The 26,972-nt window shown below is 67.9% G+C and carries 21 protein-coding genes and 1 tRNA gene; 12 read left to right on the plus strand and 10 right to left on the minus strand.

Translation table 11 applies throughout. The annotated features are described in order from the left end of the window. Window positions 1–1,372, plus strand: a 1,372-nt coding sequence (locus tag D7V93_RS00005; RefSeq protein WP_120641346.1) for an alpha/beta fold hydrolase, incomplete at its 5' end; no start/stop codon positions are given. A 105-nt stretch (window positions 1,373–1,477) separates the two neighbouring features. Here D7V93_RS00005 and D7V93_RS00010 read toward each other — a convergent pair. From D7V93_RS00010 to D7V93_RS00030, 5 genes are all read right to left on the minus strand, one after another. Beyond that, complete coding sequence (locus D7V93_RS00010) at window positions 1,478–2,065, minus strand: 2OG-Fe(II) oxygenase (protein WP_120641347.1); 588 nt, start codon at window positions 2,063–2,065, stop codon at window positions 1,478–1,480. A gap of 2 nt (window positions 2,066–2,067) precedes the next feature. Then, window positions 2,068–2,805, minus strand: coding sequence for an SDR family oxidoreductase (locus D7V93_RS00015; RefSeq protein ID WP_120641348.1), 738 nt, complete (start codon window positions 2,803–2,805; stop codon window positions 2,068–2,070). 16 nt (window positions 2,806–2,821) lie between these two features. Then, window positions 2,822–4,213 carry an FAD-binding oxidoreductase gene (locus D7V93_RS00020; protein WP_120641349.1) on the minus strand — a complete coding sequence of 464 codons (1,392 nt, stop codon included), beginning with the start codon at window positions 4,211–4,213 and terminating at the stop codon, window positions 2,822–2,824. 13 nt (window positions 4,214–4,226) lie between these two features. Then, complete coding sequence (locus tag D7V93_RS00025) at window positions 4,227–5,678, minus strand: UbiA family prenyltransferase (RefSeq protein WP_120641382.1); 1,452 nt, start codon at window positions 5,676–5,678, stop codon at window positions 4,227–4,229. A 135-nt stretch (window positions 5,679–5,813) separates the two neighbouring features. Beyond that, a complete protein-coding gene (locus D7V93_RS00030; RefSeq protein WP_120641350.1) occupies window positions 5,814–7,196 on the minus strand; it encodes a di-heme oxidoreductase family protein in 1,383 nt (460 codons plus the stop codon). 298 nt (window positions 7,197–7,494) lie between these two features. On the opposite strand from D7V93_RS00030, the gene D7V93_RS00035 reads away from it, so the two are divergent. The 3 genes from D7V93_RS00035 (at window position 7,495) to D7V93_RS00045 (ending at window position 13,114) form a co-directional block, all read left to right on the plus strand. After that, window positions 7,495–10,485, plus strand: coding sequence for a DEAD/DEAH box helicase (locus D7V93_RS00035; protein ID WP_120641351.1), 2,991 nt, complete (start codon window positions 7,495–7,497; stop codon window positions 10,483–10,485). A 125-nt stretch (window positions 10,486–10,610) separates the two neighbouring features. Further along, window positions 10,611–11,585, plus strand: a complete 975-nt coding sequence (locus D7V93_RS00040) for an NADP-dependent oxidoreductase (RefSeq protein ID WP_208722870.1) — start codon at window positions 10,611–10,613, stop codon at window positions 11,583–11,585. Window positions 11,586–11,701: 116 nt separating this feature from the next. Further along, a complete protein-coding gene (locus tag D7V93_RS00045; protein WP_147450971.1) occupies window positions 11,702–13,114 on the plus strand; it encodes a hypothetical protein in 1,413 nt (470 codons plus the stop codon). Between the two features lie 9 nt (window positions 13,115–13,123). On the opposite strand, the gene D7V93_RS00050 is transcribed toward D7V93_RS00045, so the two are convergent. Beyond that, entirely contained in the window at window positions 13,124–13,429 is a 306-nt protein-coding gene (locus D7V93_RS00050) for a hypothetical protein (protein ID WP_120641354.1), read from the minus strand. A 574-nt stretch (window positions 13,430–14,003) separates the two neighbouring features. On the opposite strand from D7V93_RS00050, the gene D7V93_RS47845 reads away from it, so the two are divergent. From D7V93_RS47845 to D7V93_RS00080, 6 genes are all read left to right on the plus strand, one after another. After that, a complete protein-coding gene (locus tag D7V93_RS47845; protein ID WP_120641355.1) occupies window positions 14,004–14,270 on the plus strand; it encodes a hypothetical protein in 267 nt (88 codons plus the stop codon). Between the two features lie 381 nt (window positions 14,271–14,651). Then, complete coding sequence (locus D7V93_RS00060) at window positions 14,652–16,472, plus strand: amino acid adenylation domain-containing protein (protein ID WP_120641356.1); 1,821 nt, start codon at window positions 14,652–14,654, stop codon at window positions 16,470–16,472. A 53-nt stretch (window positions 16,473–16,525) separates the two neighbouring features. Next, on the plus strand, window positions 16,526–17,494 hold the full coding sequence (locus D7V93_RS00065; RefSeq protein ID WP_120641357.1) for a chlorinating enzyme: 969 nt from the start codon (window positions 16,526–16,528) through the stop codon (window positions 17,492–17,494). 68 nt (window positions 17,495–17,562) lie between these two features. Then, on the plus strand, window positions 17,563–17,919 hold the full coding sequence (locus D7V93_RS00070) for a cupin domain-containing protein (protein ID WP_120641383.1): 357 nt from the start codon (window positions 17,563–17,565) through the stop codon (window positions 17,917–17,919). 52 nt (window positions 17,920–17,971) lie between these two features. Beyond that, the gene (locus D7V93_RS00075; RefSeq protein ID WP_120641358.1) at window positions 17,972–18,958 is read left to right on the plus strand and encodes an alpha/beta fold hydrolase; all 987 of its coding nucleotides are present in this window, start codon (window positions 17,972–17,974) and stop codon (window positions 18,956–18,958) included. 285 nt (window positions 18,959–19,243) lie between these two features. Beyond that, window positions 19,244–20,224, plus strand: a complete 981-nt coding sequence (locus tag D7V93_RS00080; RefSeq protein WP_147450972.1) for a phosphopantetheine-binding protein — start codon at window positions 19,244–19,246, stop codon at window positions 20,222–20,224. Window positions 20,225–20,235: 11 nt separating this feature from the next. Here D7V93_RS00080 and D7V93_RS00085 read toward each other — a convergent pair. Beyond that, window positions 20,236–20,321, minus strand: a tRNA-Leu gene (locus tag D7V93_RS00085). A gap of 408 nt (window positions 20,322–20,729) precedes the next feature. On the opposite strand from D7V93_RS00085, the gene ffh reads away from it, so the two are divergent. Further along, window positions 20,730–22,376, plus strand: a complete 1,647-nt coding sequence (ffh, locus tag D7V93_RS00090) for a signal recognition particle protein (RefSeq protein WP_120641360.1) — start codon at window positions 20,730–20,732, stop codon at window positions 22,374–22,376. Between the two features lie 172 nt (window positions 22,377–22,548). After that, entirely contained in the window at window positions 22,549–23,892 is a 1,344-nt protein-coding gene (locus D7V93_RS00095; protein WP_120641361.1) for an Ig-like domain-containing domain, read from the plus strand. A 55-nt stretch (window positions 23,893–23,947) separates the two neighbouring features. Here the strand turns inward: D7V93_RS00095 and D7V93_RS00100 are convergent, their stop codons facing one another. The 3 genes from D7V93_RS00100 to D7V93_RS00110 form a co-directional block, all read right to left on the minus strand. After that, on the minus strand, window positions 23,948–25,048 hold the full coding sequence (locus D7V93_RS00100) for a TIGR04552 family protein (RefSeq protein ID WP_208722871.1): 1,101 nt from the start codon (window positions 25,046–25,048) through the stop codon (window positions 23,948–23,950). 102 nt (window positions 25,049–25,150) lie between these two features. After that, window positions 25,151–25,633 carry a toxin-antitoxin system YwqK family antitoxin gene (locus D7V93_RS00105; protein ID WP_120641362.1) on the minus strand — a complete coding sequence of 161 codons (483 nt, stop codon included), beginning with the start codon at window positions 25,631–25,633 and terminating at the stop codon, window positions 25,151–25,153. Window positions 25,634–25,863: 230 nt separating this feature from the next. Beyond that, window positions 25,864–26,754 (minus strand): hypothetical protein, encoded by an 891-nt coding sequence (locus tag D7V93_RS00110; protein ID WP_120641363.1) that lies wholly within the window; start codon window positions 26,752–26,754, stop codon window positions 25,864–25,866. Between the last annotated feature and the right edge of the window lie 218 nt (window positions 26,755–26,972).

Here is a 26,972-nt window from a genome sequence, read left to right on the forward strand (position 1 = left end):
AGTCGAAGCCGCCCTGCGCGCCGCCTCCGGCGTCAACGAGGCCGTCGTCGTCGCCCGTGGAAGCGACGGGGACAAGCGCCTCGTCGGCTACGTCACCGCACGCGAAGGCCATGCCCTCGACGCCGACACCCTCAAGGCAGGCCTCAAGCAACACCTGCCCGAGTACATGGTGCCCAGCACGGTACTGGTGCTGGACGCCCTGCCTCTCAACGCCAACGGCAAGGTGGACCGCAAGGCCCTGCCCGAAGCGGACACGCGTGAAGCCGAGGCGAAGGACTTCGTCGCCCCACGCGACGCGCTGGAGATGCAGCTCGCCCGCATCTGGGAGGACGTCCTGGGCCTGCGCTCCGTGGGCGTGCGCACCAGCTTCTTCGAGTTGGGCGGCCACTCGCTGCTCGCCGTGCGCATGGTGGCCGCCGTGCGTGAGCGCCTGGGCCAGAGCCTGCCACTGGCCGTCCTCTTCCAGCAGCCCACCATCGAGCACCTCGCCAAGGTGCTGCGAGAGGACGCCCAGGAGTGGACGCCCCTGGTGCCCCTGGAGAAGGGAGAGCCAGGCCAACGCCCGCTCTTCTTCGTCCACCCGGGTGGCGGCAACGTCCTCGCCTACGGTGAGCTGGCGCGAAGGCTGGGCCCCTCCCAGCCCGTCTACGGCCTCCAGTCCCGCGGCCTGGACGGACGCCCCGTCGCGGAGTCCATTGAGGAGATGGCGGCCCTCTACCTCGACGCCGTGCGCACGGTGCAGCCGCGAGGCCCCTACCTCCTCGGCGGCTGGTCCATGGGCGGCGTCGTCGCCTACGAGATGGCCCGCAGGCTGCGCGAAGCGGGCGAAGCGGTGGACCTGCTCGCCCTCGTGGACGCGCACGCCCCCGGCCTGACGAAGCCCTCCGCGAAGTACACCCCCCATGTGAGGGCACGCATCGCCTTCGCCCACGCCACGGCCTCCGCCTTCGCTCAGACTCCGACGCTGTCAGACGAAGCCCTGGCCCAGGGCGACGACGACGCGATGCTCGGCGCCCTGCTGGAAGAAGGCCTCCGGGCCCGCATCCTCGACACCCAGTCGGGCCCCGCCCAGCTGCGCGCCCTCTTCCGCGTCTTCCAGGCCAACCTGCTCGCCCTGGAGCACTACGTGCCCAAGCCCTACGACGGCACCGCCCTGCTGCTCAGCGCCAGCGAGTCCGCGCCCGGCAGCACGCCCCTCCCGCGTCACCGCGGCTGGGAAGGCCTGGTGCGCGGCGGCCTGGAGGTCCTCGATGTCCCTGGCAGCCACCACGCGCTGATGCAGGACCCGCACCTCGAGCCCGTCCTCGAACGCCTGCGCGAAGCCCTCGCCCGCGTGTCTGCCATTGCCCCACGGGAATCCACGGGAAGCTGAAGCCGTCTTGCCCCCGCGTCTGGCCCTACAGACGCGGGGGACTCCATCGCGGAAACCCAAGCCCGCGGCCCGCGAACCGGGACGAACCTCCGAAAAGCGGCGCGGCTACGTCCCAGCGCGCCGATACATGAGGTCCGTGCGAAGCGCGTACTTGAGGCCCGCGGTGACCACCGCGCCTTCGTGAAACAGGTGGTGATTGAACAGCAGGGCGGTGCCCGCGCTCGGCGTCACGGAGCGCCCGAGATTGAGGAAGTTCGTCGCGCCCCCATGCGGGCAGTCATTCAGATACACCATGAAGGTGAGCAGGCTGCGCTCATCGCGGTGGCGCACGAACGCGCCGTCGAAGTGCGGCGCGAAGTACTGGCCCGCCTCGTAGCGATAGCAGCGGAGCCGCTCGTTCGCCCCGCACGCCTCCCACTCGCGCTCGAGCCGGAGCGGCACGTGGGGCGCGATGCGCTCGAACAGCAGCATCGCCAGCCCGACGTCGTCGAACATCACCCGCGTGTTGTTGCGGATGTCCGGGCGCATCACGAAGCCCGCCGCCGTGGTGATGGGCGCCGCGGTCGGCCCGGCCTCCTCGATGCGCTTGATCAGCGCGCGGCACTCCTCGGCGCTGAGCAGGTTGTCCACGGTGATGACGAGCGGGTTGCCCGTCCCGAGCGCCTCGTCGGGATTCGGAAGCATGGGCATCATGGTCAGAGCTTCAGCCTCTTGAACACCGGCTCCGGGATGCTCCGGATGATGAACATGATGAGCGCCCAGAAGCCGGGCACGTAGACCTCGTTCTTCCGCGCATCGGCGGCGCGCAGCAGCCCCTTGGCCACCTGCTCCGGCGTGGCGAAGAGCTTGTTCTTCGGCACGTGCGCCGTCATCGGTGTGTCCACGAAGCCGGGCTTCACCGTCACCACCGCCACGCCGGACTTCGCCAGCCGGTTGCGCAGGCCCTGGAGGAACACGGTCAGCGCGCCCTTGGACGCGCCATACACGTAGTTGCTCTGCCGGCCCCGGTCTCCGGCCACCGAGGAGATCACCACCAGCGTGCCGGCCTTCTGCGCCTCGAAGCGGTTGGCCAGCTCCGTCAGCAGCGACGCGGCGCTGAGGAAGTTCGTGCGCAGCACCACCTCCGCCGCCGCCCACGAGCGCTGGCTCGCGTCCTGGTCTCCCAGCACGCCATGCGCCAGCACGGCCCCGTCCAGGCCGCCCAGGGCCTGCCACGCGCGCTCCACGAGGCTCGCGTGCGCCTCGCAGTCGTTCAGGTCCAGCGCCCGGAACTCCACCTTGGGCGCGCCGCGCGTGGCCGCGTCACGGGCCACCGCCTCCAGGTTCTCGGCGTTGCGGCCCACCAGGTACAGCGAGGCCCCGCGCGCGGCGAGCAGCCGCACCGTGGCCTGGGCGATGGCGCTCGTGGCGCCGAGGACGATGACTTTCTTCATGGGGACCAGGGGCCTGTCAGCGAAGGGCGAGCAGTGAGGCCGGAGGGACCGCGCTGTCGCCGCGCCCCTCCAGTGAAGGCAGGGGCAGCGACACCGGATTCACCCGGCGCCAGAAGGAGGACGAGAACGCCGGGTCGAGGTACGCCGCGAACCGTTCACGCTGGGGGAAGTACGCCGCGAAGCTCTCCGGGCTCATGCGCGCGTCCTTGGCCGGATACACCGCGCCCCCTGCCTCGCGCGTCACGCGGTCCAGTTCCTCCACGAGCCGCCACGTCTTCTCGCCCCGGTTGGCGAAGTCCAGGGCCAGCGTGAAGCCGGGGCGCGGGAAGGACATCCACCCGGGCGACGGCAGGTCGCCGAACGTCTTGAGCACGGACAGGAAGCTGGGCAGCCCACCCCGCGCGCTGCGCTCCAGCAGCTCCTTCAGCGCGTCCCGCGCGGTGGCGTGGGGCACCACGCACTGGAACTGGAGGAAGCCCTGGCGGCCATAGATGCGGTTCCACCCGTACACGCTGTCGAGCGGGTAGAAGAACGGATCGTAGTGCACCAGCTGCCGCGACGGCCGGCCCCGCTGCCGGTGGTAGTACAGGAAGTTGAAGGCGGACACCGACAGCCGGTTGAGGCAGAAGCCCGGCAGGTCCATGGGCACCGCGAGCCCGGTGCCGTGCGACAGGTGGCTCCTGGCGAGCGGCAGCCGCTCGAACTGGGACGGCGCGAAGTTGCCCCGGTAGAACAGGCCCCGGCCCAGCTTCTTGCCCCGCGCCAGGCAGTCCACCCACGACATGGTGAAGTCGTGGTCGGCCTCGGACTCCGCCGACACGCGCAGGAACCCGTCCAGGTTGTCGAAGGGCACCGTCTCCTGCACCACGAAGGGGTTGCGGATGGGCGCCATCTGCACCTCCGCCCAGGTGATGAGCCCCGTGAGCCCCAGGCCGCCAATCGTCGCCCCGAACCAGTCGGGGTTCTCGTCGGGCGCGCACATCCGGCGGCTGCCGTCCGAGCGCAGCAGTTCGAAGCGCCGCACATGCCGGCCGAACGTGCCGGCGCGGTGGTGGTTCTTGCCATGCACGTCATTGGCGATGGCGCCGCCCACCGTCACGAACTTCGTGCCCGGTGTCACCGGCAGGAACCAGCCGCGCGGCACGCACAGCCGCAGGAGCGTATCCAGCGACACGCCCGCCTCGCAGCGCACCACGCCCGTCGCCGCATCGAAGTCGATGAGCCGATCCAACCCGGAGGTGAGCAGCACCGTGCCCCCGGCGTTGAGGCACGAATCGCCATAGCTGCGGCCCAGGCCATGCGGCAGCACGGGCCCGTCGACCTGAGGCAGCACGTCCGAGCGCCAGACGAGCGACCGCGTCCGCTGCTCGACGCGGGGGAAGCGCCCCCAGGAATCCGACGGGCTCATCGCGAGGCTCCGTTCACGTCGCCACCCACAGCACCAGCGCCGCGACGAGCCCGACGACGTAGCTGACACGGTCCTTGAGCGCGAAGACGAGCGGGTCCTCGTTCACGAGCCCCCGGTGGGCCAGCACCCAGATGCGTCCCACCCAGTACAGCATCACCGGGCAGAGCAGCCACAGCCGCTCCGGGTGGCCATACAGCGCGGTGACCTCCTTGCTGGTGATGTAGAGGGCGAGCACCAGCACGGACACCTGCCCCGCCGCCACGCCCAGGCTCGCGAGCTGCTCGTAGTCCTGCGCCAGGTAGCCGCGCCCATGGGCGGACGGCTCGTTGGACTGCCGCAGCCGCCGCACCTCGCTCACGCGTTTGAGGAGGGCCAGGGACAGGAAGAGGAAGGTGCTGAACATCAACAGCCAGCTCGACGTGGGCACGCCCACCGCCAACGCGCCGCCGAAGATGCGCACGGTGTACAGGCCCGCTAGCACCAGCACGTCCAGCATCATCACCTGCTTGAGCCGCAGCGAGTACGCGAGCGTGAGCACGAAGTACGCGCCCAGGAGCGCGGCGAACGACAGGGGCAGCGTCCCCAGCACCACCACCACCGCCGCGAGCCCCAGGAGCAGCGGCGCCAGCACCACGCCCGCGCGCACCGACAGCTCGCCCGACGCGAAGGGGCGCCGGGACTTGGTGGGGTGACGCCGGTCCGACGCCAGGTCCAGCAGATCGTTGAGCACGTACACGCTGGAGGCGCACAGGCTGAAGGCGACGAAGGCGAGCACCGCGCGCGGGGCCATGCCGCCCTGGGTCGCCTTGTGCGCGGCCAGGAGCGGCACGAAGACGAGCACGTTCTTCGCCCACTGGTGCACCCGCAGCGCCCGCACCCAGCCGCGCCAGGAGGCCTTGGGGGCCTCGAACACGCGGTGCACGGGGCGGCCCAGCCCCTGGGCCTGACGCAGCACCCCGGCCCGGGCATGCACGACCACGACCTCCCGGCACTCGCGCCACAGCGCCAGGTCCACCGCGTCGTTGCCCGCGTAGTCGAACGTGCCCAGCACCTCCCGCAGCCGCGCGAGCTTCCGCGCGCCGGACAGGTTCACGCCGGCCTCGCTCGCGAGCACGTCGCTGAAGAGGCCCAGGTGCGCGGCCACCGCGTCGGCGATGCGCCGGTCCGCCGCCGTGGTCAGCACGAGCCTCCGCCCCCGCGCATGCTCCTCGCGCAGGAAGGTGAGCACGTCCGCGTTGTAGGGCAGCGAGGTGACGTCCAGCGCCGCGTGGCGGGCGACCTCCGCCTTGAAGAAGGCCTTGCCCCGGAGCACCCACAGCGGCGCCAGCAGCAGCCACCACGGCGCGTGCTTGAGGAGCACGAGCAGGTTCTCGTGCAGGGTGTCCGTGCGCACCAGCGTGCCGTCCAGGTCGACCGCGAGCGGGACGGCGGGGGCGTCATCGGGGATGGGAGCGTGGGGCTGCATGAAGGGGGGCTGCACGCTAGCCCAAGGCTTTGGCCCGTCCACCGTTTCAGGGGCCAGGACAACGGAAGTCTCCTCCAGGCGACGGGCTTCCTGGCCGCCCGTCGGACGGGGGGCCAGGGGCTCTGCCCCGTCCGCTCAGAGCGACTTCAGGAACGCGAGCAGCGCGGCCCGGTCCTCCCGGGGCAGCCGCACGTAGCGCGACTGCGCCGGGGCCGCCTCGCCCCCGTGCCAGAGCACAGCCTCCTCCAGGTTGCGCGCCCGGCCGTCGTGCAGGAAGCGCGTGTGCTTGTTGACGACCTCCACCAGCCCGATTCCCCACAGGGGCGGCGTGCGCCACTCACTGCCACTGGCGAGCCCATCCGGACGCCCGTCCGCCAGGTCCTCGCCCAGGTCGTGCAGCAGCAGATCCGTGTAGGTGTAGATGACCTGACCGGACACCTCGTCGAAGCCCTCCACGGTCCCTGTCTCCTGGGGCGTGTCGATGTGGCAGGCCGCACATCCGATGGCGCGGAACACGGCGTGGCCGCGCTGCACGTCGGGGGCCTCCCAGTCGCGCCGCTTCGGCACGGCCAAGAGGCGCATGTAGATCATCAGCAGGTCCAGGTCGTCCGCGGACACCTCCGGCCCACCGGGCGCGTCCCGGCCCTGCTCACGGGGATACAGGGTCGTGGTGAGCCCCATGTCCGCGACGAGCGCATGCGCCACCTGCTGGCGCAGCGTGGGCTGGTTGGCCTTCCACCCGAAGCGGCCCAGGCGGGTGGCGCCGGTCTCCACGTCCAGCACCTGGTTGGCGCGGCCAGAGATGCCGTCGTGGTCGCGGTCCTCGGGGTCGGCCCGGGCGAGGATGGCTGCTTCGGGCAGGGCCTCCAGCAGCCCCAGTCCGAAGTTCACGGGCGACACGCGGGCGGACACGGGGGCACCGTCGCCCAGGGGGCCATGGACGAGCCCCTGGAACTGGTAGCGCGGGCGCACGAGCGAATACGGCTCGCCGGTGGCGAACGTGCCGCGCGTCTCCTCGAAGTCGACGCGGACGTGGCCCTCGGGCACGTGGCCTTCGAGGGCATGCGCGTCGAGCTGGTCGCCGTACAGCGGATGGGGACCCACGCCCTCGGGCGCGCTCAACTGGAACACCAGCGAGACGGGCGCCTCGGAGGGGGAGGCCGGTGGCTGACCGCGGCCGTCCTTCACGTGGCAGGTCATGCAGGAGGAGGCGCTGAAGAGCGGGCCCACGAGGACGGGGCCCCTGCGGGCCTCACTCCAGTCGCGGTCGAAGACGCCCTTGCCGGCATGGAAGTCCGGCCAGCGCGAGTGAGGCATGTTCATGGGCGCGCGCCCGAAGGCGTTGCGGCCCGGATCCGCCACCGTGGTGGCGCCGCCGGAGCGCTCCACCTCGGGAAGGACGACGGGGGCCAGGGCCCCCAGGACGAGGGGTTCGGGGCGACGGACGACGGTAGCCCACGCGGCGCCGACGAGCAGCGCTCCAGCGGAGATGCCAGCAATGGACCAGGGCACGCGCATCCGGAAGCTTCCTCGAAACCCAACCCAAAGACGGCTTGCTTCGTTCGCAACGGGGGAGCCGGAGCGCCTTGCACCTGCCACGCCACGCACCGCGACAGCCCGGCTCCGCTCGGAGGAGCAGGACCGGGTGACACGGCGGTCCGGGCGGTTGTAGCGGGGAGGGTTACAGGGGAGCGGGGTGGTGTATCGGTCCGCGTCACAGCGCGGGGCTTCCACTGGAACTCCGGGTGTGGGTGTCCTCCACTCCCGCAGCGGTGTTGCGTGGATCGCGACGGGGGACTAGGGAACCGGTCCTCGTATGTCGGCGCTCGCGGAACTGCTCGATGCCATCCGGGAAGAGACCCGCCCGGATACCTGGTCTGCCGGCATGGCCCTCGCTCGCGCGGGCGCCGTCTCGGTGCTCTCCGTCGGTGAGGAAGAGACCGTGGTGCGCGTGCGCGTCCCAGGTCGTCCCGCGCCCGTGAAGTCCGTGCTCTATCCGGAGGACGAGATCTGGGAGTGCGACTGCCGAGGCAAGCACGACCCGTGTGAGCACGTGGTCGCGGCCGCCTTCTTCCTCCACCAGGCCGAAGGCCGCCGCGTGCCGCCCCCTGCCCGCGCAGGCCCTGCTCCGACCGCCGCGCGTCCAGGCACCGCGCCGAAGCCGGAGCGCATGGTGTACCGCTTCAAGCGCGTGGACGGAGGCCTCCAGCTGGAGCGCCTGGTGGTGCGACCGGACAACACCGCGCGCCTGCTGGCCCGCAGCCTGACGTCCCTCTTGAACAACCCCGTGGAGGCAGCGCGCATCCAGGTGGAGCCCTGCGACCTGCTCGCGGACAAGCTGCTGGCGCAACCCACGAAGGGCGCGCTCCCCACGAGCCGGCTGGACGCCCTGCTCCACGTGCTGGAGAAGGCGCGCACCGTGCTCTTCGACGGCGTGCTGGTGTCCGTCTCGAACGAGCCCCTCCTCCCGCGCGTCACCGTGGAGGACCGTGGCGAGCAGACGGTGCTCAAGGTGGAGAAGGATCCGCGCATCACCGAGCTGGTCAGCCCCGGCGTCGCGCTCTGCGCGGGCACGCTCTGCCGGCTGGGCGAACAGACCCTCACCGGCGCGCGGCTGGAGAACCTGCCGCAGGAGCGCGTCTTCTCGCCGGATCAGCTGGCGGATCTGACGGGCAAGGTGCTGCCGGACTTCGCGCGGCGCATGCCGGTGGACGTGAAGAGCCGGCGGCTGCCGCCCATCGACCGGACGCTCAAGCCGCGCATCTCGCTGGAGCTCGACAAGCTCGACGCCGGGCTCTCCGTGCTGCCCACGCTGGTGTACGGCTCACCACCCACCGCGCGCATCGACAACGGGCGCATGGTGTATCTCCAGGGCGCCGCGCCCGTGCGCGACGAGGCCACCGAGACGAAGCTCATCCACCAGCTGCGGGACGAGCTGAACATGGCGCCGGGCCGGCGCGTGACGGTCCACGGCAAGGACGCGGTGCAGCTCGCGGACAAGCTGCGGCGCTGGCGCGGAGGCCTCACGGGGGACGCGGCGGGCGTGGTCAGCCCCGACGTGAAGCTCCGGCCCACGCTCACGCTGGACACGACCACCACCGAGGCCGGCGTGCCCCGCGTGGGCTTCTCGCTCGACTTCCAGGTCGAGGGCCTGGGGCTCGGCGTGACGCGCTCGGTGGACGCCGGCGCGGTGATGAAGGCCTGGGAAGAGGGACTGGGGCTGGTGCCGCTGGAGGGCGGCGGATGGGCGCCGCTTCCCACGGGCTGGCTGAAGGCCCACGGGCAGCGCGTGACGGACCTGCTCGCCGCGCGCGAGACGGACGGGCGCATCGCGAACCACGCCATCCCCCAGCTCACCGGGCTGTGCGACGCGCTGGAGCACCCTGCCCCGCCCGGCCTGGAGCGACTCGCGCCCCTGGTGCAGGGCTTCGAGAAGCTCCCCGAGCCGCGTCTTCCAAAGGACCTCACCGCGACGCTGCGCCCCTACCAGTTGCAGGGCGTGAGCTGGCTCACCTTCCTGCGGCAGGCGGGGCTGGGAGGCGTGCTCGCGGACGACATGGGCCTGGGCAAGACGCTGCAGACCATCTGCACGCTGGGCCCGGGAACCCTCGTCGTGGCGCCCACGAGCGTGCTGCCCAACTGGGAGGCGGAGGTGAAGCGCTTCCGTCCGTCGCTGAAGGTGGCCGTCTACCACGGCGTCGGCCGGACCCTGGATGAGACGGCCGACGTGACGCTCACCACCTACGCGCTGCTGCGCCTGGACGCGGCGATCCTGGGCGCGAAGACGTGGGACACCGTGGTGCTGGACGAGGCCCAGGCCATCAAGAACCCGGACAGCCAGGTCGCGCGAGCGGCCTTCGAGCTGGACGCGGGCTTCCGGCTGGCGCTCAGCGGCACGCCCATCGAGAACCGGCTCGAGGAGCTGTGGAGCCTGATGCACTTCACCAACCGGGGGCTCCTGGGCGGACGCAAGGCGTTCGAGGAGCGCTGGTCCCGGCCGGTGTCGGAGAACCAGAAGGGGGCCGCCGAGCAGCTTCGCGCGCGGATCCGTCCGTTCGTGCTGCGCAGGCTCAAGCGCGACGTGGCCCCCGACCTGCCGCCGCGCACCGAGGCCGTGCGGCACGTCACGCTCACCGAGCAGGAGCGCGCCGTCTACGACGCGGTCCACGCCGCGACGCGCGAGGAGGTGGTGTCCCAGCTCGAGGAGGGCGGCAGCGTGCTGAAGGCGCTGGAGGCCCTGCTGCGGCTGCGGCAGGCGGCCTGCCATCCCGCGCTGGTGCCGGGGCAGCAGGCGAAGACGTCCTCGAAGGTGCAGGCGCTGGTGGAGGCGCTCGGCACGGCGGCGGAGGACGGACACAAGGCGCTCGTGTTCTCGCAGTGGACGTCGATGTTGGACCTCATCGAGCCCGCGCTGAAGGAAGCGGGCATCGGGTTCATCCGGTTGGACGGCGGCACGGCGAACCGGGGCGCGGTGGCCGCGTCCTTCCAGGACGAGAAGGGCCCCCCGGTGATGCTCATCTCACTGAAGGCCGGCGCCACGGGGCTCAACCTCACCGCGGCGGATCACGTCTTCCTGGTGGACCCCTGGTGGAACCCGTCCGTGGAGGCGCAGGCGGCGGACCGAGCGCACCGCATCGGGCAGCAGCGGCCGGTGATGGTGTACCGGATGGTGTCCCAGGGCACGGTGGAGGAGAAGATCCTCCTCCTCCAGGACAAGAAGCGCGCCCTCTTCGAAGCGGCGCTCGGCGGTGCCTCGGGAGGAGGCGCCGCCCTCACGCGAGCGGACCTCATGCAGCTGCTGAACTGAGGACCCGGAAGGCGAACGGAGGCACGGCCGCTCGGGCACGGGCGTGAAGGAAGCCGCGCCTGACGCGCACGCCGGGAGTGCGCATCGTCTCGGGGAGTCTGGCTTCACCCGAAAGGAGTTACACCGTGCCCCCATCCATTCCCGACAAGATGAAAGCCGCGGCGCTCGACCAGTTTGGCGGCCCCGAGGTTCTCGGCATCAAGACCGTGTCTGTTCCCACCTGTGGTGACGACGAGCTCCTCGTCCGCGTCGAGGCCGCCGGAATCGGCGCCTGGGATTTCATGGAGCGGGAAGGACAGATGGCCGGGTTCGTTGAAGGCGGCCCGCGCTTCCCCTACGTGCCCGGCACCGACGGCGCGGGAGAGGTGGTCGCCGTGGGCAAGGCCGTGCAGGACTTCAAGGAGGGCGACCGCGTCTACGGCACCGCGTTCAACAGCGCCAAGGGCGGCTTCTACGCGCAGTACACCGTGGTGAAGGCGCGGCAGGCGGCACGGATTCCCAAGGGCCTGAAGATTGAGCAGGCAGCGGCACTCGCGGCGGATGGCATCACCGCGCTGCAGGGCCTGGAGGATCATCTCCAGCTCAAGGCAGGCCAACGCCTGATCATCTTCGGAGCCAGCGGCGGCGTGGGACACCTCGCATTGCAGTTCGCCAAGCGGCTGGGAGCCAAGGTGCTGGCGGTCGCTTCGGGCGAGGACGGGGTGGAGCTTGCCCGTCGGCTCGGCGCGGACGCGGTCGTCGAGGGCCGCCAGGGAGACGTGGACAAGGCCTGCCGTGAGTTCGCCCCGAACGGACTCGATGCCGCGCTGGTGCTGGCGAGCGGGGACACCTGCGAAGCCGCGCTCAAACACCTCCGCAAGGAAGGGCGCATCGCGCACCCGAACGGCGTGATGCCTCCCCCGAAAGGCCCCGAGGGCGTCAAGCTCATCACCTACGATGGCAACGCCCACCCGGAAGTCCTGCAGCGGCTCAACAACCTCGTCGAAGCGGGCCCCTTCCATCTGGAGATCGGTCGCATCTACGCGATGGAGGAGGCCGCCAAGGCACAGCAGGAGGTGCTCAAACACCACCTGGGCAAGTTCGCGATGCGGATCAACTGACGACCGCGAAGGCCCTCCCCAGCGATGCCCCCGGACGCCCGGGGGCGTCATGGGTGCGCGAGCACTGCAATCTAGGCGAGACTGGTTCACCCTGCCCCACCCACTTCAGGTGAACCATGCCCTCCCTCACCGCATTGCTCGCGGCGCTTGCCCTCGCCGGAGCACCTCCCGCTCCCGATGAAGCCACGATGTGGAAAGCCGCCTTCGCATTGGAAGGCTCCACCCCGGCGCCCCGGGCCGCCGCGGAGTCCGTGCTGCTCCAGGGTGGAGCCACTGCGTATGGCGTGCTGTCGAAGCTGGCGCGAGTCGGAGGACGGGCGCAGGTGATGGCCGCCGCGGGCCCGCTCCCCACCTGTGTGGAGATGATGCACTACCGCTCCATGGCGATGATGAGGGGCTCGAACGGGCCCCGGCTTCCCGGAATGGCCGCGGAGCTCGCGGGGCGCCTGCTGATGAAGGACGACGCCTTGCGGCGACGGGTCCAGACGTCAGAGGACCCTTTCGATCGGGGCCTCGCGCTGGCGGCGGTGACGCGGTCGCCCGAGCTCCAGGTGCAAGCCCTGGCGGCGATGCGCAAGGAGCCAGAGCCGTGGCTGCGGATGTGGGCAGGCTCCTTGGCGAACTGCTTCACGCGCACGGCGGAGAAGCGCGGCGATGGCTCGGTGGAGGCGCTGCGCGTCGAGGCAAAGTACCTGGCCGAACAGGCCGAGGACGTGCGAGCCCCCCTGCGGTGCGTGGAGCCCGCCGAGTTGGAGCCGACCCTGGTGGACGAGCTGGCCACGGAGCAATCCACGGCCGGGGGCTGGTCGTCCTCCGGGGAGGTGATGCAGGTGAATGTGCAGCGTGCGAACGGCGACGAGGTCTCGCTGAGCCCGGCGTGTGCATTGGCGGCCTATGACGCCCTGGTGACCCGGGGGAAGCATGTCGATTCGCTGGTGCAACCCGTGGCCACGCACCTGCAAAGTGATTGGCGCCTGCGGCAGGCCGCGGGGCAACGGGCGGCGCGCGACCTGGAGCACCTCCCGGAGTTCAAGCGCAACCGTGCAGCGGCGGAGCTGGTCAACGCGGGCCACGACGTGCCGCTGAAGGTGACCTGGAAGGAAGAGAGGGGCTACTGGAGCCGCGAGGAAGTCGAGGCCGCCATGCGCCAGGGAAATCCAGACGCGAAGGCCGCCCTCGACCGGCTGCTGTTCTGCCGGAACAGCAGCGGACAGAACGAGATGTCGCTGCTGGGGTATCTGGGGACGAAGAAGGCGGCGGAGACAGCGTATGCGATTGCGCAGCGTTGCCCTGACGCGCAGGCGGCCGCCACCGCGGCGCTGGTGCGCCTGAAGGATCCGCGAGCGGCGAAGTTCCTGCCCCAGGCGCTGGAACAGTGGGGCTCCGACCAGGAGGCGCTGAGGCGCGCACTGCTGGATGCGTACACCCCGAAGCTGGGCCAGCAACTGCTCGCCCTGGAGGCCAAGGGCCTCCAGCAGGCCAGGGAGATGGTGAAGCTGTTGAAGTCCGCCGGGGTGATGAAGCAATAGCTCCGGCCCTCAGTGCGGTCCGGCGTCCTCCGCGGCGGGGGTGAGCATCCGGACCGCCACGGAGCGGCACTCGGCGCACGCCACCCCGGTGCGCTCCCAGTGCACCTGAGCCTCCAGCTCGCTGGGGTCCTCGGATCCGGCCTCCAGCCGCTGGACGAGCTCCGCGAGCGCATCCCCGCGTCCGCCGTCCACTTCAGAGGAAGGGTCGAGCAGGTCCTGCTCCCCTTCCAGCACCAGGCTGAAGCGGTAATACACCTCGTGGGGAGCCAGGACGCGCTGACATGCCGCACAGGTTCTCGTTTGCGGACCCGTCATGCCCCGGATCGTAACCAGGAACGCGCACGGTCGCCCCTACAACCGTTCAGTGCGGCCCTGCGGGATTCGATGTGCAGTGCACTTGACACTCCAGCCATCCCTTCCCATCGGTGCAGCAGCTCTTCTCGGCGCTGCTGCTGGGGCACTCGCTATTCCTTGTTCCCGAGACAGCGCGCCGTGATGGCCGGCTGCTCGCGGAGTTCTTCATCCGCCACGGGTACATGGGGTCCAGGACTGCCGCATCCTGACCTGGTGCAGCGGCGTGAAGACGGGGTCGAGTTCGCCCGCCCTACCCGGAGCTGTCGGACCCGAAGACTGGCGCCAGGCTCGACCATGAGGCCTTCCGCCTCAAGTACCAGCACCAGGCGGAGTTCTACCTGGGCCCCATCGAGATGGACTGTAATACCGGCACCTATCTCGACAGTCCCTTCTATCGCCATCCCGGGGCCGCGGACATCGCCAGGGTGGCCCTGGAGCGCGTCGCGAGCCTGTCAGGAGCCGTCCTCACCGCCCAGGTTCCGGCCTCGCGTGCCATCGACCTCCAGCCCCCGAGTCCAGCCTCCAGGGCAAGGCGGTGCTTGTGCAGACGTCCCGGGACACCCGGTGGACCACCCCTGACTCCTACAAGTCCGGTCCCTCCCTGCCGCCTGCCTCCATCGAACTCCTGCTGCGCGCCAGGCCTGCGCTCGTCGGCGTGGACTTCTGGGGCGTGGATGACACCAGCGACCCCGCCCGCCCGCGCACACGCGGCTGCTCGGGGCCGGCATCCCCATCGTCGAGCGTCTCAGCAACCTCCGCTCCCTTCCCCGTGAGGGAATTCGCTGAGCTGGATGGAGAATAATCCACCAGGTGTGCCAGCCATGGCCGGAGCGTCCGCGAGGCCGGCCCGCCCAGAAGCCAGCGCTGACCATTCAAGACATGACGGAGCTTCAAATAGTGGACATCGCTGGATATAAGGGATAGAACGCATTGACAGCGAATCCACTGACAGTATAGAGGCGCCAAGGTGAACTGCGGTCCCTGAGTCCGCATTCTTCACAACATCACCCCACGCCTCCCGTCGCATTGCAGAGCAGTCGGTCGAAGGCCTCGCGGCATCGCAGCGCGATGTGCTCTCCGTCCCGGCTACGCGAACGGAACTCGTCAGCCCAGTCAATCACAGCAGTATCCGTACCGGCATTGCCGTTCCAGACTCAAAACACACGCCTGCGGGAGATACGACATGCATCAGTCCTGGTCTGGCCAATGCATCCACGAAATCTTTGAGGCCCAGGCGCGCCGCTCTCCTGACGCCGTGGCCATCAGTCTCGGGAGCGAGAGCTATACCTATTCGCAGCTCAATGCCCGGGCGAACCGTATCGCCCATCGGCTCCGGGCGATGGGGGCCGGCCCCGAGATGCTGGTCGGCCTCTGCCTTGAGCGCTCCCTCGACCTGGTGTGCGGGCTCATCGGAATCCTGAAGGCTGGCGCGGCGTACGTCCCCCTGGATCCCGCCTATCCCGACGAGCGGCTCGCCCTGCTGCTGGAGGACAGCGAGGCCTCGCTCATCGTGACGCGCAGTGCATTCGCGGTCCGGCTGCAGCGCCAGCCGGAGCAACTCCTCTGCCTGGACCAGGACGGTGGCCTCACGGGCGCGCCCGAAACGGACCTGCCTCGCGGCGCCACGCCCAGCAACCCCGCCTACGTCATCTATACCTCGGGCTCGACGGGCCGCCCCAAGGGCGTCCTCGTGGAGCACCGGCACGTGGTGCGGCTCTTCGAGTCCTCGCACTCCGCCTTCGGCTTCGACCACACCGATGTGTGGACCCTCTTCCACTCATTCGGCTTTGACTTCTCCGTCTGGGAGATGTGGGGAGCCCTCCTGTATGGCGGCCAGCTCGTCGTGGTACCACAAGAGGTTGCCCGCTCGCCGCACGCCTTCTACGACCTGCTGGCGGATGCCAGGGTCACCGTGCTCAGCCAGACGCCGTCCGCGTTTCTGCAGCTCTCCCGGGAGGAGGAGGGCCGGCGCAATGACAGGCCACTGTCGCTGCGTTTGATCATCTTCGGAGGCGAGGCGCTATCCCCTGCTTCGCTCCGCGGTTGGATGGAGCGCCATGGAGACGAGCGGCCGCGGCTCATCAACGGCTATGGCATCACGGAGACAACCGTCTTCGTCACTTTCCGTCCCATCACCCGTTCCGACCTCGAGATGCAGGCCCCCGTCGGAGAGACGCCCATCGGCGTGCCCATCGCCGACCTCACGGTGCAACTGCTGGACGAGCGAGGAACTCCGGTTCCCCGGGGAACGCCCGGTGAGATCCATGTCGGCGGCGCGGGCGTGGCCCGCGGCTACCTCCGCCGCCCGGAACTGAACCGGCAGCGCTTCCTCGAAAGCCACGGCTCCCGGCTGTACCGCTCTGGCGACCTCGCCATCCAACGGGATGACGGCCTGTGGTACCTCGGCCGCGTCGACGAACAGATTAAGATCCGCGGCTTCCGCATCGAGCCGGGCGAGGTGGAGAACCACCTTCGCCGGCACCCCGCGCTCGCCGACGTGGCCATTGTCGGGCACGACTTCGGGGCCGGCGACAAGCGACTGGTGGCCTACATCGTCCCAGGCGCGGGCCATGGCGGTTGTGCCGACACGCTCACCCAGGAGCTCAAGCAGCTCTCGGACCGGGGGCTCCCTGAGCACATGCGGCCATCCATGTACATCCCGCTGCAGGCCATGCCACTCAACGCGAACGGGAAGATGGATCGCCGCGCCCTGCCCCCGCCCGCGGAGGCGGCGCAAGAGGCTTCCACCAACGTCCCAGCCGCGACGGTGGAGGAAACCCTGCAGCAGGTCTGGCGCAAGGTGCTTCGCAACCAGACCGTCGGCGTCGACGATGACTTCTTCGACATGGGAGGGACGTCCGTCGCCGCCATCAATGTCCTGCTCTACATCCGAGACGAGCTGGGACATGACCTGGACATGGCCGTGTGGGCGGAAGGGGCCACCGTCCGCCACTTCGCCGAGTTCCTTGCGAAGCAAGCCGCGACCGGCCAGTCCGCGGCGTAGACAATTGAGTCCTCCGGGAGTTGCCTCGCGGAACGATTGATTCGGGAGCAATCATGAGCGCAGAAACCAGGGCAGTGGTGGAGAACAACGTTCGCTTCGACCTCTCGGACACGGAGCTGGCTTCGTTTCACAAGAATGGCTACTTCGGGCCGTTCACGATCTACGAGCCGGACGAGATGACGCGCATCTGGAAGCAGGTGCGCCGCCAGCTTTTTGATCGGAGCCACGCCGCTTACAAGCTGGCTCCCGACGTGGGGCCACGGGTCAGCATCGCCAACTACGACCGGCACCTCGATGTGCCGGTGCTCAGCCGGCACGTCTGCCTTCCGGAGATCTCCCACCGGTTGAACCGCATCCTCGGGCCGGACCTGCTGTGCTGGCGCTCGGAGTTCTTTCCCAAGTACAAGGGTGACGAAGGCACCGAGTGGCACCAAGCGGACACCTTCGCCCATGCCTCCGGAAAGCCCCAGCTTGTCTGGCCGGAGAGCGAGGAGTTCGGCGGCACCATCACCATCTGGACCGCGTTCACCGAGGCACACGAGAAGAACGGGTGCCTGCGGTTCATCCCCGGCACGCACGGGGCCGAGACCCGGTACTACGACGAGACGAAGGGAATGAAGTACGCGCCGGACAGGAACATCGGCATTGAGAAGGACGGCCTCCGGCGTGGCTTCTTCGGGTACGACTACCGGCAGCTGCAGATTGACCCCGATTGGAAGCCAGACGAGAGCAAAGCCGTCTCCATGGTGATGCGTCCCGGCCAGGCCGTCATGTTCTGGTCGACGCTGATGCACTCATCGTTCCCCAATGCCTCGGAGACCGACGAGATGCGCATGGGTTACGCCGCCCGGTATGTCCCCACGCGGGTGCGCGTCTACCCGGACACCGAGAGCATCGAGGAGTTCGGAGGGAAGATCTCGCTTGAGAACTACGGGGCGGTCCTCGTCTCCGGCAGGGATGAGTACGGGTACAACAGGATCCGCACCCACAACATGCGCGGAGAGCCCTTCAGCAGGAGTTGAGCCTGTCGCCTTCCCAGGCAAAGCCAGCCAATGCGGCCGTCCTCCCACCGAAGAACAGCGGGGTGTGTGTGAATACAGTCAATGTCAAAAGCAAGTTCGAGCTGTTCAACGACCACTGGAGCCCCAAGATCGTCGGAGAGCTGAACGGCCAGTACGTCAAGCTGACGAAGCTCAAGGGCGAGTTCATCTGGCATCAGCACGACCACGAGGACGAGCTGTTCCTCGTGGTGAAGGGCACGCTGCGCATCATGCTTGAGGACCGGGAACTGGTACTCCAAGAGGGCGATCTCACGATTGTCCCCCGGGGGGTGCGGCACAAGCCCATCGCGGACGAGGAGGCCCACGTCATCCTCTTCGAGCCGAAGTCGACTCTGACGACCGGTGCCATCCAGAACGAGCAGACCACCGCAGGCGAGTGGATCTGAGCCCCGGTGGCGGTAGCCGTGCACACCTGTGACTGACAGCCGTGAGAGAGCCATGAGCGACACCGTCAACCCGTCCATCTCCGGGAGGCCTGCGGGCGTGGAGCTCGCGCGGCCGCCCCCGTCGCAGCCCGAGCCCATGCTCAGGAACGAGCCGCAGCCCGCCACGACCGGCGTGGCGGTAGCGCTGGCTCCGCGCACCGCCATGTGCGCGGACGGCAGCAGGCTTGAGTATTTCGTCTCGGAGACACAGGGACCGGTGCTCGTCCTCATCAACGCGCTAGGCCTGGGGCTGCTGACCTTGCGCGGACTCATCGAGCACTTCTCGAAGAGCTACCGGGTCATCTGCTGGAAGCCTCGCGGTACCTACGGCCCCGTCCGCACCCTGCGCAACCAGGTGGAGGATCTCGACCTCATCCTGGCGAATGAGGGCGTCTCGCGGTGCCGGATGGTCACTTGGTGCAGCGGCGCCAAGGTGGGCATCGAGTTCTTCAGGCGCAGGCCGATTGCCTCCTCCCTGGTGCTGATGAACGGGGCGTACAAGTCGATTCCGGGGCTCGAGCAGCACGAAACACCCTTCGAGCAGACCATGCTCAAGCTCTGCGAGATGGTGGTGCAGCGGCCCGCGCTTGCCTCGACGATGATGAACTCGATGCGCGCGCTGCTCACCGGGGTGGTGCCTGGAAGGAAGGACGCGGTCTCGCCGCTGGACGGGGTGGCGGGGGGGCGCGAGCTCAAGGCCGCCATCGTCGAGCCCTTCAGCAGCATGGAGAGCACCACCCACTACAGCCACCAGGTTATCGACTATCTGTCCCACGACATTGCCCCGTCGCTCGCGGGGGTGGACGTGCCCGTCCTGCTCCTGGCCGGTCAGAATGACCAGATCTCCGCCGCCGGCATGTCGAAGGCAATCGCCGCCCGGTTGCCGAAGGCGGACTATGCCGAGCTGCCGAGTGGCACGCATTACGGCGTGTATGAGAAGCCGGAACTGGTGACGGCTCTTATCGACCGTTTCTTCCAGGCACAGGCAGCCAGTCCCTGACGGCCGCGGGCAGGACGCCGGCGAGGGCCGGGGCACGACGTTGCCCGGGCCGCCGGTCCGACGTGTCCCCGTTCCCTGCCCTCCTTCCTCGGTGCGTCACTCCCAGGCTTGGCACCGCATGGAAGGGCGTGTCTGCCGCGCCGGTCCAGGTAGCCCCCCGGCGGGCACGCCCCCAGACCCGAGCCTCCATCCGCTTCTTCAACGTCTACGGCCCCACGGAGTGCACCGTGGACGCCACGGTCTGCGCGCTGCATTCCTCTCCGGACGCGCCGAGCATTGGCCGGGGTGCCCGTCTACGTGCTGGATGCGTCACTGCAACTGGTGCCCGTCGACGTTCCAGGGGAGTTCTACATCGGTGGGCTCCAGGTGGCCCGCGGCTACCTGCATCATCCGGAGCTGGACGCCGAACGATTCATCCCGGATGCCTTCAGTGGTCTCCCCGGAGCGCGGCTCTATCGCACCGGCGATCAGGTGCGCTGGAAGGCCACCGGCCAGCTCGAGTACCTCCAGCGTGCGGAGGCTCAGGTGAAGGTCCGCGGCTTCCACATCGAGCCAGGCGAAGTGGAGGCCGTGCTTCTCCAGCAGCCCGCCGTGAAACAGGCTGTGGTGGCCGCGCGGGGAGAAGGTACTGCTGAATGGCGGGTCGCCTACCTCGTGCCCCGTGCCGGCTTTGCCCTGGAGACCGCCGCGCTCAAGGCGGAGCTGGGCCGGCGGTTGCCCGAGTACATGGTGCCATCGTCATTCATGCGGATGGAGGCCCTGCCACTCACCATCAAAGGCAAGGTGACCCACAAGGCCCTGCCGGAACCGGACGTGCAGGCCGCGAGTCAGTACGTGCCCCCGCACCAGGACATGGAGGCATGGCTGGCGGCACTCCTGGCCGAAGTGCTGCGAGTCCCACGAGTGGGCGTGACCGATGACTTCTTCGCGCTGGGCGGCCACTCCTTGCTCACCACCCAGGCGCTCTCCCCGATCCGGAGCACTTTCCAGGTCGAGCTGCCATTGCGCGGTTTCTTCGAGGCTCCGACCCTCGAAGGGCTCGCGAAGCGGCGGCGTAGCTCCGAGCCTACCTACGAGAGCTGCCCGCGCGGCTCGCGACGGTCTCAGAAGTCCGGCAGTCCTCCTGAGAAAGTCCGCGTCGACCGCCGAGCCGGGTTGGCCGCCAAGATGCGCGCCCGCCCGGCTCCGGTGCAGGTACCTCAGGCATTGAGGTCACGGACCAGGGGCACATGGCGCGACCCAGTTAAAAATCCTCAAGGCGCCTGACCGGTTAGGAGTGCACGAGCCGGGGATCGAACCCGGACGACCCTTGCGGGTCAGCGGATTTTAAGTCCGCTGCGTCTGCCAGTTCCGCCACTCGTGCTTCCGCCGCATGACAAGCTACATCATCCAGCCGGATGGCGCGCACCGTGGGCCGGACGGTCTTTGTGCTCCCACCCGGACTCGCATGAAGAGCGCGGACCGGGTGCAGCGCGTTCGCATGTCGTCGCACGACGCCTACCCCTGGCAAGCCAAGGGCCCCATGGGCAGCGCCGTTCCGGCTGGTTCCATGCAGGGGGAGCCTCGGAATCTCCTTCAAAATTCCCGAACAAGGGTGCCGGGTCCCTTCGGATAGTCCGGGAATGGGCCGCTGGCAGGCCCTCCAAAGGGGTCCTAGGGGCGCCGAAAACCCCGAATGGTGGGAAGGAAGTCCCTCGATTCCTCCACTGCTGGACGGCCGGGGCTTCCGTGGGCGTCGCATCCGGCGGGCCCCTGTTATAAAGCGCCCCCCATGCTTGAGACCGTCACCAAGGGCTTCCGGGCCGCCAAGAACCGCCTCGCCGGCAAGAGCGAACTCACCCCCGACCTGGTGGACGAGTCGCTGCGAGACATCCGCGTTTCCTTGTTGGAGGCCGACGTCGCCTTCGACGTGGTGAAGAAGTTCGTCGCCCGCGTCCGCGAGAAGGCCGTGGGCGAGGTGGTGCAGACCACCGTCACGGACGCAGGGGGCCAGAAGCGCCGCGTGAGCGCGATGGACCACTTCATCAAGATCTGCCACGACGAGCTGCAGGCGCTCATGGGCCCGGTGGACACGAGCCTCAACCTGAAGCCCAAGGGCCAGCTGTCGGGCATCATGATGGTGGGCCTCCAGGGCTCCGGTAAGACGACGACGACGGGCAAGCTCGCCAGCCGGCTCCTCCAGGAAGGGCGCAAGCCGTTGCTGGTCGCCGCGGACATCTACCGTCCGGCTGCCGTGGACCAGCTCAAGGTGCTGGGCGAGCGGCTGAAGGTCCCCGTGTACTTCGAACCCGGTGTGCAGCCGCCGGAGCTGGCGAAGCGGGGCTATGCGGCCGCGCGCGAGCAGAAGTGCGACGTGGTGCTCATCGACACCGCGGGTCGGCTCGCCATTGACGAGACGCTGATGGCGGAGCTGGAGGCCATCAAGTCCAACGTGCAGCCGGACACCATCCTGCTGGTGTGCGACGCGATGATTGGCCAGGACTCGGTGCGCACGGCGGCCGAGTTCGACCGGCGCCTGACGCTGGACGGCTTCATCCTGACGAAGCTGGACGGTGACGCGCGTGGTGGCGCGGCGCTGTCCATCAAGGAAGTGACGGGCAAGCCCATCAAGTTCCTCGGCATGGGCGAGTCGATGGACAAGCTGGAGGAGTTCCGTCCGGAGGGCCTCGCGGGCCGCATCCTGGGCTTCGGCGACATCGTCGGCCTGATGAAGGACTTCGAGAAGGTCGTCGACGAGAAGAAGGCCGAGGACGACGCGCGCAAGCTGTTGTCCGGCCAGTTCTCGATGAAGGACTTCGTCGAGCAGATCCGCATGGTCCGCCGCATGGGGCCGCTGAAGGACCTGCTGGAGAAGTTCCCCCTCTTCGGAGACCTCACCGAGCACCTGAACCCGGACGAGAAGGAGCTCACGAAGATCGAGGCGATGTACGACTCGATGACGGCGAAGGAGCGCCTGCGTCCGGACCTCATCAATGCCAGCCGCATCAATCGCATCTCGAAGGGCAGCGGTCGCAAGCCGGAAGAGGTGCGTGAGCTGCTGCAGAAGTTCGGGATGATGCAGCAGGTGATGGGCAGCATCGGCCAGAACCCGGGCCTGCTGGGCCGCATCCCCGGCTTCAAGCAGCTGGGGCAGCTGGGCCAGATGAAGAACATGGACCTGGGCAGCATGTTCGGGAAGGACCCGAAGATGCTGGAGAAGGCCATGGCGGGGATGGGAGGCGGCATGGGAGGCATGCCCATGCAGCTGCCCCAGATTGCCCCGGGCTACACGCCCCCCATGGGCCAGGCCGCGATGGCCAAGGCCCGCCTGATGGGCTACGCGCCGCCGGCGGTGGGCAAGCCGGACGATCGCGACGCCATCAAGGAGCGGCGCAAGAAGGAGAAGGAGAACAAGAAGAAGAACCGCAAGAAGAAGTAGCCCGCTTCCAGCGGCACCCGAAGTCCCCCTGCCCGCGCGTCCCCACCTGGAAGAACCGGGGGCGGCGGGCAGCTGTGTATCCAGGGCCGGACGCCCATCCCCTGCGCCGGACGCCCATGGCAGTGTTCCCGGTCGGGACCGACCGGAACATCCCTTGCAGAAAGCCACCCCCATGCCCAATCCCCGACTTCATCTCAAATACAGCTTGGCCCTCGTGCTTGCGCTCGGCTCTGCCTGTGTGGACATCCCGCCATTTGAGGACCCCGCATCCGATACGGGAGCAGACGCGGGCTTCACACAAGACGCGGGTCCCCTCGACCTCCAGGAGCCCCGCCTGCTGACCACCGCGCCGGCCAGTGGCAGCACCCATGTGCCCGTTGAAACGGAGCTTGTGCTTTCATTCTCCGAGGCAGTTCAACCTGCGTCTCTTCTGATTTCCGTCTCGCCTCCCGTGACGTTAGGGGCTCCGGTCTGGACGGAAGACCGAACCCGGGTGGCGCTCCAACCCGCATCGCCCCTTGCCGAAGACACGACCTATTCCGTGACGGTCGTAGGCACGGATCTGGCCGGAAATCCCATCGACGGGGTCAACTCCTTCAGTTTCATGACCACGGGCCCACAGCCGGACACAATCCGTCCCACGGTTCTCTCGGCCACCCCAGACACCAGCGCCATTGGAATTGAGCTGGCCCCCACCCTCAAGGTGACCTTCTCTGAGCCCATGGACAAGGCATCTACCGAGTCCTCCATTTCATTCACCACACCCGCAGGATTCCATGCGAGCTCATTTTCCTGGAACACCGCAGCGACTGAGTTGACGTTCAAAGCCGACATCGCCTTCCCGCACGGAACAAGCGTCGCCTGGAAGATTTCCACACTGGCTCGGGATGTCGCAGGCAACACCACTGCTGCCGACACGGTGAAGAACTTCCGGGTTCTCCGGCTCAACACCGCGATGATTGATTTCGATCCAGAGACGAGTGGCTCGCTGGGGGCGCCCAGTTATTTCAGGCAAACGCCCTACTACAACAGCGCTACAGTGGGCGACGACGGAGGCCCAAACAATGACAGACTCTATTTGGGCTTCCGGCTCGACGTACTTCCTGAAAAACTGACACGAATCACTTTTTCCCAGTTGAGATGGCCTGTCGGCCGTATCTTTGGCGACCCGTTTGGGAAGCTTGGTGAACTGTTGTTGGAGCCGGTCGACGTGGGCGATATCATCGAATATTCATTCGATGGCAAGAACCCACAGACAATCGCGGACTACCATACGCCCCCTCTCAAGGACGCCTTCGTCGTGCCACCATCGACGGTTCCATTCCGAGGTGAGTTCGATGTTACCGAATGGACCGCCCAGGATTGGCAGAATCGTGGCATCCGAAACAAGCGGACTCAGTACCGGCTTCGCTTCCAAAACCCCACCAATGCGGACACGGTAAAGGATCAGCTTTACTGCGACCCCTCGTATAACGAGGTGCTGGCCGCGCTTTGGGTCACCTACGAGTACCCTTGATTCAGCAATGCGCCCTGGCGCCGAAACGTGAAGGCCGCGTGAGTTCAGGCGTAGATCACCCCTGGCGCTTCGGTACGACGAGCCCCCGGCTCAGCCGGTTGAGGACCCGTCGCTTCTGTCGGCGCTTGTAGCTCTCATGGGCATTGTCCCCAAGCTCATTGCGGCGAGCCGTTTCCTCGTCCGCGATCTGGAACTCCACCAATGCGAAGGTGACCCGCCCCTTTCGAGGGCGGGTGTCACTCTCAGGAGGAGGAAGATACGGGTCCATTCGGAGGGGGAGGTCCACGACGAAATTGAGGACCTGATAAGAACTTCCCGAGAAGGCGTTACCCGTACGGTCTTCGCGGTCCTCGAAGTCCCGGTCCAGGTGGAGCTGGGGGATGAACTGCTCGAAGTGGGGGTTCTCCGCGAGCAACCCCTTGAACGGCAGAAGCGTGTTCTCCGTCTGGCCCGGAACGACGAAGTTGAAGGGAAACAACCGCTGGGTGAGAAAGTAGAGGACCGGGAGCAGGTCGGCGCGGGTGCGGGTGATGACCCGGAACCGCGTGCGGTCATACACCTGGGCCGCCACCGTCTCCTTCTTCGCGATCAGCTTCGTGATCAGGGAGTCACGCGTCTTGATGGAATGCGCGAACTCCACGACGGGGAGCCCTTGCTCCTGCATCTCCCGCGCAACGCCCAACACCTTTTCTGTGACCATCTCCGCCAGCTCGGCTTCAGAGGCCGCCAGACGGAAGAGCAAATCGCGTCCCTCGATATGCTGGATGACGTGCATCACCTTCAGGACGATGCAGGCAATCCGCCGGTAGCGCGCCAGCCCCTTCGCACCTGACGCGAAGAGGAAGAGGTCATGGAGTTCGGCAGGCTGGGCCACGGCGTCCGCGACCCTGTAGTCGAAGGTCTTCCGAAGGTACTCCACCGCATCCGCGAGCACCGTTCGGGCCCAGGCATCGTCATAGGGCCGAGACACGTCGAGCTGGCAGAGGCGCAGGAACTGGTCCACCTCGTCCCGCGACTGGAAGTGCATGCGCCGCCAGTCGATGACGGACCCTCCTCGCAGGATGAGCCGGATGCGCTCAAGTTCACGCAACCCCATCTGCGGCACCGTACAGGCAGGGATGGCCGAGAGGACTGGAACGAGGGAAGGGGCCTTCACGCTGCTGTTCCTAGCTGGCTGGAGCGCCAAGGGAAAGCCCCGCAATGCGAAGGGCCCCAGCCTGGAAGCAGGCAAGGGCCCTCGTTGTCGCATGCCCCTTAACTACTTGACCGCGACTTCCTTGCCGTTCTCGAAGCGGGCCTGGTGGATGACCTTGCCATCCTCGCTCAGCTCCTGCACCACGCCGTTCTTCAGACCGTTCTGGTACTCCTCGATGAAGTGGGGCTTTCCGCTGGCGAAGTAGAGAAAACGCTTCCCGTGATAGTTGCTCTCGCGGAACTCCGTCTTGCCGTACTCGTTGCCAGCCTCATCGTAGAAGGACCAGGTTCCCGTCTTGAACCCGTCCGAGTACTGCCCCACTGCGGCCTTCTTCCCGTTGGCGTGGAACGAGCGGTAGGGGCCGTGCGCGACAAAGCTGCCCCCCGCGAGTTCCTGCTTGCGGCAGAACAGCCCATCCGCCTTGGAGCCGGCCTGCTTGGTTCCTTCGGGGCAGGTCAACTGGGTGGCGGCGTCTCCAGCGAAAGCGACAGGAGAAGCGAGAGCCAACCCCAGGGTGAACATCCGCATCAGCTTCTTTGACTGCATGGAGTCTCCTTTTGAAGTCGCCGGTGTGCCCGTGCGCGCACCCAAACAGACGAGGGTGCGCGAAATGAAATTCATGGACCTGGCCAGCACCTGGGAAAGCGTCAATGGCGCTGACAAGGCTTCCCGCACCAAGAAAAAACGAAGAGCCCCGCCCCGTGATTCCTGGGCGGGGCTCCGAACGATTGCAGCGGACCCAGGCGAGCCTGACTCAGCCGCGCATCATCCAATCCTTAGTTGTACGAGGACTGGAAGCAGAAGAAGTTTCCGCCCGTGAAGTAATAGCCCAGGGAGGTGGTCTTGCTGTCCGCCGCGACGCAGATGTTGGCCACGATGTCCGCACGCTCGCGGTTGGTGCCCGTGACAACGTAGTTGCCTGCGGACGAGCTGACGACAGGAGTCCTCGTGGTCCCGTTGACCAGCACGTACAGGAAGCCGTTCAGCTCGGCCGCCGTCGCCGGGAAGGGGGTGCTGGAGTAAGCGGAGATGGTGATCTTGACGCGCTTCGGCGCGCTCGCATCGCAGAAGCTGTCGACTGCGGCGCTCGTGGTCGCGGCCTTGAAGATGATCGGACCGGTGGTGCCCAGCGCCGCCTTGTTGGAGAAGTTGTTGTAGTTCTCGCAGGTGGGGGCCGGGGGCGCCGAGCAGGCGTTGTTGTAGCAGGCCGAGCCGTACGCGCAGGTCGCCTTGCCCTCGCCGGAGCAGGTCGTCGCGGCAGGCTTGCACTGGCCGCTGGCCGTGTCGCAGGTGTTGCCGGTGGTGCAGTCGGCGTCCTTGGTGCAGCCGGTGCTGGTGCCGGGCTCTTCGCAGCGCTTGGACACCGTGCCGCAGACCAGGGACGTGGAGTCATCCTCGTTGCACAGCTGGTTGGTCTTGCACTGGCAGACCTTCGCCGTGTTGGTCGCACCCGCGAGCGGGGCGCATTCCTTCTCGGTGTCGGGGCACTCCGAGGCGCTCTCGCAGGTCTCCATGCACACGCCCGCCGCCGTGTTGCAGAAACCGGAGGAGCAGTCGGTGTCGGACGTACACGTCTCGGCCGTCGTCGCGTCATCGCCACAGGCGGTCAGCGCCAGGCTCATCGTGCTCACCGCAGCGAGCATCACCATCATCTTGCGAAGCTGCATTCGGAACTTCCTCCTGGAATGGATACGTCGACCGGAGCCTCCGGCCACAACTCCAGGCCCCGGGTTTGAAGTCGAGCGGGCTTTAGTCCCCTCGCTCCAGACGTGTCAACGAGTGTCGACCGACCTTCCAACGCCGCCGCTCGGAGGAAATTCACTGTTCACGAAAGCGCACATTCCCGGCGCACTTCCGAGCGACATCGCCGTCATATCTGACGGCG

This window comes from Corallococcus llansteffanensis, assembly GCF_003612055.1.
Lineage (GTDB): Bacteria > Myxococcota > Myxococcia > Myxococcales > Myxococcaceae > Corallococcus > Corallococcus llansteffanensis.